At 70.0% G+C, this 11,009-nt stretch carries 6 protein-coding genes and 1 pseudogene; 6 read left to right on the top strand and 1 reads right to left on the bottom strand.

Annotated features, from left to right (window positions below; all coding sequences use genetic code 11):
• The coding region (locus tag K2Z83_RS09835) for a glycosyltransferase family 1 protein (protein WP_220594993.1) at positions 1-842 on the bottom strand (842 nt) is incomplete at its 3' end.
• A 113-nt stretch (positions 843-955) separates the two neighbouring features.
• On the opposite strand from K2Z83_RS09835, the gene purL reads away from it, so the two are divergent.
• The 6 genes and pseudogenes from purL (at position 956) to K2Z83_RS09805 (ending at position 10,977) form a co-directional block, all read left to right on the top strand.
• Complete coding sequence (gene purL, locus K2Z83_RS09830) at positions 956-3,961, top strand: phosphoribosylformylglycinamidine synthase subunit PurL (protein WP_220594992.1); 3,006 nt, start codon at positions 956-958, stop codon at positions 3,959-3,961.
• A 101-nt stretch (positions 3,962-4,062) separates the two neighbouring features.
• Positions 4,063-4,653: a DUF1444 family protein gene (locus tag K2Z83_RS09825; protein ID WP_255603681.1), complete on the top strand. Its 591-nt coding sequence runs from the start codon at positions 4,063-4,065 to the stop codon at positions 4,651-4,653.
• A gap of 103 nt (positions 4,654-4,756) precedes the next feature.
• Positions 4,757-5,455 (top strand): hypothetical protein, encoded by a 699-nt coding sequence (locus K2Z83_RS09820; RefSeq protein ID WP_220594990.1) that lies wholly within the window; start codon positions 4,757-4,759, stop codon positions 5,453-5,455.
• A gap of 59 nt (positions 5,456-5,514) precedes the next feature.
• Positions 5,515-6,090, top strand: a pseudogene (gene aat / locus K2Z83_RS29850) (leucyl/phenylalanyl-tRNA--protein transferase); the annotation flags it as partial.
• A gap of 713 nt (positions 6,091-6,803) precedes the next feature.
• Positions 6,804-10,448, top strand: coding sequence for a GAF domain-containing protein (locus tag K2Z83_RS09810; protein ID WP_220594989.1), 3,645 nt, complete (start codon positions 6,804-6,806; stop codon positions 10,446-10,448).
• Positions 10,449-10,503: 55 nt separating this feature from the next.
• Complete coding sequence (locus K2Z83_RS09805; RefSeq protein ID WP_220594988.1) at positions 10,504-10,977, top strand: DinB family protein; 474 nt, start codon at positions 10,504-10,506, stop codon at positions 10,975-10,977.
• Positions 10,978-11,009 lie beyond the last annotated feature (32 nt).

Raw genomic sequence — 11,009 nt, 5'->3', positions numbered from 1 at the left:
GGGAAGACGAAGGCCAGGGCGCCGCTGAGCAGGGCCGGCAGGTCCTCGTCGGGCAGGTAGCCGCTGAGGTGGACGCGCCCGGCCAGGCCGTGGCCGGCGGCGCGACGCTCGATGCCCTCGCTGAGCCAGCCGCGCCCGCCGGCGATGACCAGCTGCACGCCGGCCAGCTCGGGGCGGCCGGCCACCAGGGCGAAGGCGTCGATCAGGCGCTCCAGGTTCTTGCGCGGCTGCACCGTGCCCACGTAGAGCAGGTAGCGCGGGGCGACCCCGTGGCGCTCGCGGGCGTCGGCGATCTCCAGCGGGCTCTCGACCGGCCGGAAGGACTGGCCCAGGCCGTGGTGGACCACCCGCACCCGCGCCGGGTCGGCCCCGTAGCGCCGCACCAGGTCGTCCCTGGTGGCCTGCGAGATCGCGATCGTCAGGCGGGCGGCGCGCAGGCTCCAGCGGGTCGTCAGCCCCAGCTCCAGGCGGCGGCGGGCGGTGTGGGCCTGCGGAAACGCCAGGTAGCCCAGGTCGTGGATGGTGACGACGGAGGCGGGTGGGTGGATGGCCGGCACGACGTGGGCGGGCACGAAGAGCACGTCGGGCGGGCGGCGGGCCAGCTCCGGCCCGAGCCGGGCGTGCGTCCACAGGCGCGGCAGCGGGATGCTGCGCAAGGCCACGTTCGGCCCGAGCGGCGGCAGCGCCGGCGGCAGACCGTTGGTGTAGAGGGTATACGCAGAGCGCCGGTCGACGCGGGCCAGGGCGGCGACCAGCTCATAGGTGTAGCGCTCGGTGCCGGTGCGCCGAGCCACGGCGATACGGCTGGCGTCGATGCCGATGGAGAGCGGAGATGCGTCCATAGAGCGATATTGTACCATCGCCGGGCGCTGCGCCCGCATACGACAATATTGACGCCCCGCCCCCTATCGGCTACAATCGAAGCCCCGGAAGCCGTAGCCACCCTGGATGCGCCATGCCCCATTTTCTTGTCACCGTCTCCCCGCGCGAGCAGACCGCCGAGCCCGAGGTTGTCCATACGCTCTACCTGCTCTCTGGCCCCCAGCTCGCCCCCGCCGACGTGGCCCGCATGGCCGCCGAGCTCCTGCACGACCCGGTCGTCCAGCGGGCCGAGTGGCGCGGGCTGTCGGCCGAGTCCCTGTCCGCCGAGGGCCTCGGCGCGGGCGCCGCAAGCGTGGTCGAGCTGGCCTACCGCCCCGGCGTCACCGACAACCCCGGCGAGAGCGCCGCCGAGGGCGCCCGCCGCCTCGGCGTGGACACCGTCGCCCAGGCCCGCGCGCTCAGCCGCCACCTGCTGCCCCCCGGCGCCGACCCGCAGGCCCGCGCGAAAGACCTGGCGATCGACCTCGTGCAGACCGCGCTGGTCTACCGGCCCGGCGACGACCCGGCCGCCCGCCTGGCCTTCTACGCGGCCCTGGTGGCCCCGCCCGAGCCCGCCGAGATGACGATCGCCCGCGTGCCCCTGCGCCAGGCCGATGATGACGAGCTGCTGCGGATCAGCCGCGCCGGCGTCCTCGCCCTGGACCTGGACGAGATGCGCGCCGTGCGCGGCTACTTCGCCCAGCTCGGCCGCGACCCCAGCGACGGCGAGCTGGAGACGATCGCCCAGACCTGGAGCGAGCACTGTAGCCATAAGACGTTTAAGGCGAAGGTGCGCTACCGCGCAATGTTGAATGATGAATTAGGAATGGTGAATGGCCGTGCGGCCCCTGATCCGGCGCTCTACCCGGCGTACCACTTGCTCCGGCAGGATGTCGAGATCGACAGCCTGATCAAGACCTTCCTGATCTCGGCGACCGACCGCATTATCCGGCAGAGCCCTGATCAGCCGCAATTTAACATTCAACATTCAACATTCAACATTCCCAGCGACAGCTGGGTTCTCTCCGCCTTCGTCGACAACGCCGGGATCATCGCCTTCGGCGAGGCCCACGAGGTCTCGTTTAAGGTGGAGACTCACAACCACCCCAGCGCGCTGGAGCCCTTCGGCGGGGCGAACACCGGGGTGGGCGGGGTCATCCGCGACGTGCTGGGCGTCTCGGCGCGGCCGATCGCCAACACCGACGTGCTCTGCTTCGGCCCGCCCGAGGATCGCGCCCCCGCGGGCGTGCTCTCCCCGCAGCGCATCGCCGCCGGCGTGGTGGCCGGCGTGCGCGACTACGGCAATAAGCTGGGCATCCCCACCGTCAACGGGGCGGTGCTGTTCGACCCCGGCTACACCGCCAACCCGCTGGTCTACTGCGGCACCCTGGGCATCGCCCCGCGCGGCTCCAACCCGCACAACATCCAGCCCGGCGACGCGGTGGTGGTGATGGGCGGGCGCACCGGGCGCGACGGCATCCACGGGGCGACGTTTAGCAGCATCGAGCTGACCCACAGCACCGCCGCAGAGGTTGGCAGCGCCGTGCAGATCGGCGACCCGATCACCGAGAAGAAGCTGCTCGACGTGCTGCTCCAGGCCCGCGACCTCGGGCTCTACAGCGGGATCACCGACTGCGGCGCGGGCGGGCTCTCCTCGGCCGTGGGCGAGATGGGCGCCGAGACGGGCGTCTCCGTGGAGCTGGAGCACGCGCCCCTGAAGTACGCCGGCCTCCAGCCCTGGGAGGTCTGGCTCTCCGAGGCCCAGGAGCGCATGGTGCTGGCCGTGCCGCCCGCCAGCCTCGACGCCCTGCTGGCCCTCTGCGCCGGCGAGGATGTGGAGGCATGCGCGATCGGCCACTTCACGGACGACGGCCGCCTGCGCGTGGCCCACGCCGGACAGACCCTGGTCGATATCGATATGGCCTTCCTCCACGACGGGCGGCCCCAGCGGGTGCTTGAGGCGGTGTGGACGCCATTGCAGATTGCAGATTGCAGATTGCAGATTGCAGAACCCAATCTGCAATCTGCAATCTGCAATCTGCAATTATTGGCGCTCCTCGCCCACCCCAACATCGCCTCCAAGGAGCGGATCGTGCGCAGCTACGACCACGAGGTGGGCGGGGCCACGGTGATCAAGCCGCTGGTCGGCGAGCGCAGCGACGGCCCCGGCGACGCGGCGGTGCTCCAGCCGCTGCCGCGCAGCCTGGAGGGCCTGGCCCTCGGCTGCGGGATCAACCCGCGCTACGGCCAGATCGACCCCTACTGGATGGCCCTGGCGAGCGTCGATGAGGCGCTGCGCAATGTGGTCGCCGTCGGCGGGGACCCGGGGCGCACCGGCATCCTCGACAACTTCTGCTGGGGCGACCCCAGGCAGCCCGACCGCATGGCCGGCCTGACGCGCGCCGCCGCCGGCTGCTACGACGCCGCCGTGGCCTTCGGCACGCCCTTCGTCAGCGGTAAGGACAGCCTCAATAACGAGTACCGCGACGCCTCCGGCCAGCGCGTGGCCATCCCGCCGACCCTGCTGATCTCGGCGCTGGCCAATGTGCCCGACGTGCGCCGCTGCGTGACGATGGACCTCAAGGTGGTGGGCAACCGGGTCTACCTAGTGGGCGCCACCCGCGAGGAGCTGGCCGGCTCGCACCTGGCGGCGATCGGCGTGGAGGTGGGCGCGAGCGAGCTGCCCAAGGTTGATCTGGCCGCCGCCAGGGAGACCTTCGCCCGCATGCACGCGGCGATCAGCGCGGGGGTGGTGCGGGCCTGCCACGACCTGAGCGAGGGCGGGCTGGCCGTGGCCGCCGCCGAGATGGCCATGGCCGGCGGGCTCGGCCTCGATCTGGACATCGCCCTGATCGGCGGCGAGGCGAGCCAGCTGGCCCGGCTCTTCGGCGAGACGCCCAGCCGCTTCCTGGCCGAGGTCGCCCCCGAGCAGGCCGCCGCCTTCGAGTCCCACATGGCCGGCGTGGAGCTGGCCGCCCTGGGCGAGGTGACGGGTGGCCCCGAGCTGCACCTGCGCGCGGGCGAGATGAGCCTGGCCCGCATCGGCCTGGCCGAGCTCAAGGCGGCATGGCAGTCGGGCCTCGACCCGCTGGAGCTTTAGAGATATGTGACGACACCGTAAGGGCGCAGCAGCGGCTACCGCCAACATCCCAGCCTTGCCATCAATCTGGTGCCGCTGCTGCGCCCCCTACGTGGAACCCTATGGCAACCAACGACACCGACCGCACGATCACATCCTTCGATGAGCTGCGCCCGCGCGTGATGCCCATGCTCAAGCCGCTGGAGCTGCTGCTCACCGTGCGCGAGCGCGAGCTGCCCATGATCGTCTACCGGCCCTTCCTGGGCGACCTGATGATCACCTACGTGATCGGCGAGGGCAGCCGGCTGGCCTACATCAGCGAGCAGCACCTGGACCGCTGGCAGATCAGCAGCCACGACCTGCACGAGCAGGCGATCGCCAACCTGCGCCAGCGCACCGATGAGTCCGGCAGCTACACCACCACCGGCGAGGGCGCCCAGCGCCTGATCATCTTCAACACCCAGGACGGCTTCGACGCCACCCGGCTGCTGGTCCCGGATATGCTGGCCGAGCTGCGCGGCCAGTTCCCCGGCCATATGGTGATCGGCATCCCCAACCGCGACTTCATGATCCTCTTCAGCGACGCCGAGCGCACGATCCTGGCCAATGTGGCCAGCCAGATCGAGGCCGACGCGACCCAGCGCGCCAACGGGCTGACCGACAGGCTCTTCACGCTGGACGGCGGCGAGGTGCGCGAGTACATGTGGGAGTAGATCAAGGTACAAGGTACAAGGTACAAGGTAAAAATGAGTTCGTCGAGACGTAAGCGGGGTTGCTTGTACCTTGTACCTTGTACCTTTTGCACTTCGGGGGGTTATGCAGACCGCAGCGATCATCCTGTTACTTATCTGCTACGGAGCCGCGGGCTACCTGGCCTGGCAGCAGCGCACGCCGGTCTACCTGCTCGCCCTGGTGGCAGGCCACCTGAGCGCACTGGCATCGCCCCTCTGGCGTCTGCTCTACGGGGTGAGCTATGGGGTGAGCCTGGACAGCGTGCAGGCGGCGGTGACGCAGCCGGTGCCAGCATCGCTCATCCTCGCCGCCGGCTGGCACTACTCGCTGCCGGCGATGCTGGTGCTCTACCTCTACACGACCCGCTGGTGGTTCCCCGGCGGCATCACCGGCATCCTGACCTACCTGATCTTCCTGCTGTACCACCTGCTGATCGAGCTTGTGGGGCTGCGGGCCAGCCTGTGGTCCTACCGCGTGATCGACCTGCCCCTGGGGCTGCCGAGCCCGCTGCTGGCCGCGATCATGGCCGGGCTCGTGTCGTACGGGCTGCTGTACGTGCTGCTGGCCACCTACCGCTACGCCTGGCTGAGCATGGCCCTGGCCCTGGTGCCGGCGGCGCTGCTGATCAGCCTGCTCACCCACGGGCTGCTCGGCGCGCCCCTCTGGATCGCGCTGGTGCTCAACGGCGCATCCTGGGCCGTCGGGCTCGGCGCCGTAAGCGCCCTCGCCCTGCTGCTCTGGGCCATCCAGATCGTCACCGGCGGCATCAGCCGGGTCGAGTAATGTAAGGGCGCAGCAGCAGGGGCGCAGCGCCCCTGCTGCTGCGCCCCAACGGGTAAGCTATGCTCACACCCGACATGCTGATCGCAGCCTACAGCCGCGGCATCTTCCCGATGGCCGATGCGGACGGGGAGGTGGGGTGGTACGAGCCGAGCATCCGCGCGGTGATCCCGCTGGACGACGGCTTCCGCGTGCCGAGCCGGCTGGCCCGCACGGTGCGCGGCGGCCGCTTCGAGGTGCGGGCGGACACGGCATTCGAGCGGGTGGTGCGGGCCTGCGCCGAGCCCGCGCCGGGGCGCGAGACGACCTGGATCTCGGAGGAGATCGTCGCATCCTACGTGGAGCTACACCGACGGGGGATCGCCCACAGCGTGGAAAGCTGGAGCGCGGGGCGGCTGGTGGGCGGGCTGTACGGGGTGGCGGTCGGGGGGCTGTTCGCCGGGGAGAGCATGTTCCACACCGAGCGCGACGCGAGCAAGGTGGCCCTGGTGCATCTGGTCGAGCGGCTGCGCCGGGGCGGCTTCGCGCTGCTCGACTCGCAGTACATCGTCGGCCCGCACATGCTCCAGTTCGGCACCGTCGAGATCACGCGCGCCGAGTACCACCGCCGCCTGCGGGCGGCCCTGCGGGTGCCGGCCCTACTTCTTCTTTTTGCGCTCGCGCCGGGCTTCGCGGCGGCTGGTGGTGGCCACCGGGCGGGGGGCGGCCGGGGCCTGCTCGGCGGTGACGCTGCGGGCCTGGCCGGGGCGGGGGCCGCGCTTGCCGGCCTGGGCCTTCTCCAGAGCGGGCAGGACGCTGCGCATATAGTAGGTGACGTAGCCGGCCACGGCCAGATCGACCAGCAGCAACACCCACAGCCAGAGCCGCTGGCTGATCAGCGGCACGCCGGCGAGGCGCAGCGCGGAGGCGAGCAGCCCCACGCCGCCAAGCACCAGGAGGGCGATGCCGAGCTGGCGCATGAACACCTGCCGGGCCAGGTTACGCTCTGTGTGCGCGTAGACGAGGTAGGCGCCCGCACCCACACCGATGAGCTGGAGCAGGAAGAAGATCCAGGCAAGCGTGCCAAAGGCAGGGCTAGAAGTCGTCATGTACTCAATAAAACCCATTACGAGCAAGCCTCCGAGCTATGGTGTGGATTGCGAGACGGCGGCGATTATAGCAGCCTGCTTTGCCAGCGTCAACCACCATCGCGCCCCCGATCAGATGGGGACGCCGCGCGGCGATCTGCGATGAACAAATTGTCAAAGGTCGTTCATTCTGGTAGTATGGACAGAAGGTAAAAGCCGGGTAAAATGAGCACGACTGTCATCGCACGCCGACGCCGATCGCTTTATCGACAGCTGCCGACTCTATGCCCAACCAAGACGACATCCTCTCTAGCGCCGTATCGACCATGAGTCAGCGCCCGCCCGATCAGAGCGACCTCACGCCCACCTGGCCCCAGCTTGTCGCTGAGGTTTCCCAGGCGGCGGACTCTGTCGACCTTGATCGACGGGCATCCCTGGCGCTAATGAGCATCGTGCCGTCGAGCCGCCACGAGCTGACGTGGGCGACAGACGACGGCGGCCCGGGGCCGGGCGAGCCGGCGATCCTGGCCCGGCTGCGCGCCGGGGTAGTGATCACCGGCCGCGCCGGGCAGCCCGGCTATATCCCCGTGCGCTGCGGGCAGCAGCTCGATGGCTGGATCCGCATCACCCCCGGCCGCTGGTCCGCCCCACAGGAGCAGGCGCTGATTGTGCTCGCCGCCGTCCTCGGGGCGACCCGCCGCACCCTGCGACCCGCCGACGATCCGGCCGCCAGCGCGCGCCGGCAGCTCCGCGCCGAGATCGCGCAGGCGCGCGACACCCGCCGGCTCGGCGATCTGCTCGAGCAGATCAACCGTGTCGCCCAGCGCGCCTTCGGCCAGGTGAGCTTCCTCGTCGCGCTGCGCTACCAGGAGAGCAGCTGGATCGAGATGGTCTACATAGCGATCAGCGGCAGCCGGATCGGCAAGCAGAGCTTCTGGGAGCAGCGCGCCGGGCTCACCGGGACGATCTTGCAGACCGAGGAGCCGATCTTCACGGACAGCTACATCGAGGAGTGCGCGCGCCAGAATGTGCCGCCGCTCTACATCAGCGCAGGCCCCGAGACCCACGCGTGGATGGGTGCCCCGCTGCGCGACGGCGACCGGGCCTACGGCGTGATCAGCTGCTACAGCCACGACCCGGCAGTGCAGTTCTCGCCGCTCCAGCGCGAGCTGCTGCTCATCCTCGTGGAGGAGATGGCCCGCCCGATCCGCAACGCCCAGATGCTCCGCCTGGCCGAGCAGCAGGCCCGCCAGATGCAGGCGCTCAACCGGATCACCCGCGCCATCACCTCGACGCTCGACCCGGAGCGCGTGCCGGCCCTGATCATCGAGCAGGCCCAGGAGCTGTTTAACGCCGAGGAGGGCTCGCTGCTGCTCCTCGATGAGGAGACCGGCGAGCTCGTCTTCAGCTACGCCGGCGGCCCCGCCGGACACCGGCTGCTCGGCCAGCGCCTGCCCTCGGGCACCGGCGTGGCCGGCTATGTGGCCACCAGCGGCCAGCCCGCCGTGGTCAACAACGCCCGCGGCGACGGCCGCTTCTACGGCGCCCTCGACGGCGACACCGGATTCCTCACCCGCTCGCTGCTCGCCGTGCCCCTGCGCGGCCTCGACGGTATCAAGGGCGTGATCGAGATCCTCAACCGCTACGATGACGCCCCCTTCACCGAGGAGGACCGCGCGCTCCTCGAGGCGATCGCCGACCAGGCGATGATCGCCCTCGATAACGCGCGCCGCTTCGCCCAGATCGACCAGACCCTCGCCCGCCGCGTCCGCGACCTCGACCTGAGCAACGACCGGCTGCGCCGCATCCTGCGCGTCTCGAACGCCCTTCGGGTCGAGCACAACCGCGACGACCTGCTCTCCGCGATCGCGCACTCGGTCGCCGAGAGCGCCGGATTCCGCAGCGCGATCATCGCCCTCGTCCGGCCGAGCGACGCGGGCGAGCCCCACCTGCAGCGCGTCATCGCCGCCGGGCCGGCCGCCGCCAGCTTCGAGGAGCTGCGCCCGGCCCGCGCGCCGATCTCACGCCTGCTCGGCATCCTGCGCCCCGAGTTTCGGCGCAGCCCCTCGACCTACGTGATCGACCGGCGCTTCGATGATTATGTCCATCTCTGGGGCGGCCCCGAGTATGTCTACACCTCCAGGAGCACCCCCGCGACGCTCGGCGGCTGGCACCCGCGCGACGTGATGTTCAGCCTGCTGCGCAATATGCGCGGCGAGATCCTCGGCCTGATCTCGGTCAGCGACCCGGAGGACGGCATGCTGCCCGGCCCCGAGCAGGTGCAGATCCTCGATATCTTCGCCAACCAGGCCGCCGTGGCACTGGAGAACGCCCAGCTCTACAGCGACCTCCAGCATAGCCTGAGCAGCCTCACGGCGCTCAACGGCCTCGGCATGGCTCTGAACACCACCCTGCGCACGCCCCAGGAGATCTACGACCTGACGGTCGGCGGCATGGTCGCCCAGAGCGACGCCCGGTGGGGGCAGGCCCTGCTCTGGCAGCCCCAGCGATCCCCCGACAGCCTGATCCTCGGCTCCCAGGTCGGCGGCGGCCCCGCCGACCAGACCGCCGTCGAGCAGCTGGCCCGCGAGGCGATCGTGCTGCGGCGGCCGCAGAGCCTGCGCCCTAGCCCCATCACCGGCGAGGCGGTGGTCGCCATCCCGCTGCGGGCCACCCGGGGCATCCTCGGCGCCATCTGCATCGGCTACACCGACATCCTGCCCCGCGCCTCAGCGATCGAGAGCCTCGGCCTCTTCGCTGGGCAGGCCGCCGTCGCCGCCGAGAGCCTGCAGCTCTTCGGCGCCGTGCGCCAGGGCCGCGACCAGCTGGCCTCGATCATGGCATCCACCCGTGAGGGGATGCTGCTGGTGGATGAGTCCGGCAGCATCGCCGTGGCCAACGATGCCTTCCGCGAGCTGGCCGATGTCGCCGCCTGGCCCGCCGGCGGGGATCTCGCTGGGCTGCTGGTCGTCGAGCTGCTGACCCGCTGGCAGACGACAGCCCACTATGACCCGGCCGACCTTGAGCAGCTCTACGACGGGCTCAGCGGCGTCGCAGACGGTGTAGAGCGCTTCGTGCGCGGCCAGCTCACCTCGCCGCGATCAGGCCCCCCGGCCCTAGAGTGGAGCGTGACGCGGGCCATCCCCGAGGGCGAGCACGGCGGCGAGGGGGAGCGAACCCCGCACCGCTGGCCGATCCTGCTCACCGTGCGCGACATCACCGCCGCCAAGGAGGCCGAGCGGCTACGTCAGGACCTGACGAATATGATGGTCCACGACCTGCGCAGCCCGCTCACCAGCGTGATCACCTCGATCGATATGATCTTCCGGGGCGTCGCCGGCGGCGAGGCCAACAAGATCCAGCGCGAGATCCTGGGCATCGCCTACACCAGCACGCAGCACCTGCTCGATATGGTCAACCTGCTGCTCGATATCAGCCGCCTGGAGAGCGGGCAGATGCCCCTGGACTGCGCGCCCGTCGCGCTGCGCCCCCTGGGGGAGAGCGCGATCAGCCGGATGACGATCATCGCCCAGAAGAATAGCGTGGCGATCAACCTCGATGTGGCCGACGAGAGCCTGCGCGTCCACGCCGACCACGAGCTGCTCCTGCGCGTGCTCCAGAACCTGCTCGACAACGCCCTAAAGTTCAGCCCCAAGGCCTCGCAGGTGATCATGCGCATCGGCCCCGCCGAGACGAATGGCCACGTGCGCGTCGCGGTGCGCGACTTCGGATTGGGGATCAAGCCCCACGACCTCGACAAGATCTTTAGCAAGTTCGGCCAGGCCGGCAACCGCCGCACGAGCGGCAGCGGCCTCGGCCTCACCTTCTGCAAGCTGGTGGTCGAGGCCCACGGGGGCACCATCGGCGTGGAGAGCGTCCCTGGTGAGGGCAGCACCTTCTTCTTCACCCTGCCGGCGGCGGAGGGCTGACGCCCGAAAAAAGGCGATGCATCGCAAAGCGTTGTGGCTAGCAAGGAGGGTGGTTATGCTGAGCGAGATGGAGCGCATGGAACTGATCGCGAAGATCCGCAGCCTGCCCGACCAGCTGGAGTCGCTGGTGGCCGGGCTAAGCCCTGAGCAGCTGGGGGGCGCCTACCTGGCGGGCGAGTGGACAGTGGCGCAGAATGTCCACCACCTGTTCGACTCCCACGCCAACAGCTATATCCGCTGTCGGCTCATCCTGACCGAGGACAGCCCGCCGCTCAAGCCCTACAAGCAGGATGCGTGGGCGGCCCTGCCCGACGCATCCGACCCCGACATCAGCGTGTCGCTACGGCTGCTGCGGGCGCTCCACGCGCGCTGGGCGCGCTTCTGGGAGAGCCTGCCCGAGGATGCGTGGGCGCGCTCCGGCGTCCACCCCGAGTACGGGACGATGAGCCTTGCCGATATGCTGCGCAGCTACACCGATCACGGCGAGGCGCACCTCGACCAGATCACGCGCACCCTGGCGGCGGCGTAGGCGCCTACGGCCCTCAGAATCTTTTGTTAGAT

Origin of the sequence: Oscillochloris sp. ZM17-4 (genome assembly GCF_019599295.1) — a bacterium.
GTDB lineage: Bacteria > Chloroflexota > Chloroflexia > Chloroflexales > Chloroflexaceae > Oscillochloris.
Note: the sequence above shows the minus strand (reverse complement) of the source record. Positions and strands in the feature narration are given on the sequence as shown.

Coding starts and splice junctions, on each gene's coding strand:
- purL (WP_220594992.1), top strand. CDS start 956: ATGCCCCATTTTCTTGTCACCGTCTCCCCGCGCGAGCAGACCGCCGAG.
- K2Z83_RS09810 (WP_220594989.1), top strand. CDS start 6,804: ATGCCCAACCAAGACGACATCCTCTCTAGCGCCGTATCGACCATGAGT.
- K2Z83_RS09820 (WP_220594990.1), top strand. CDS start 4,757: ATGCAGACCGCAGCGATCATCCTGTTACTTATCTGCTACGGAGCCGCG.
- K2Z83_RS09805 (WP_220594988.1), top strand. CDS start 10,504: ATGCTGAGCGAGATGGAGCGCATGGAACTGATCGCGAAGATCCGCAGC.
- K2Z83_RS09825 (WP_255603681.1), top strand. CDS start 4,063: ATGGCAACCAACGACACCGACCGCACGATCACATCCTTCGATGAGCTG.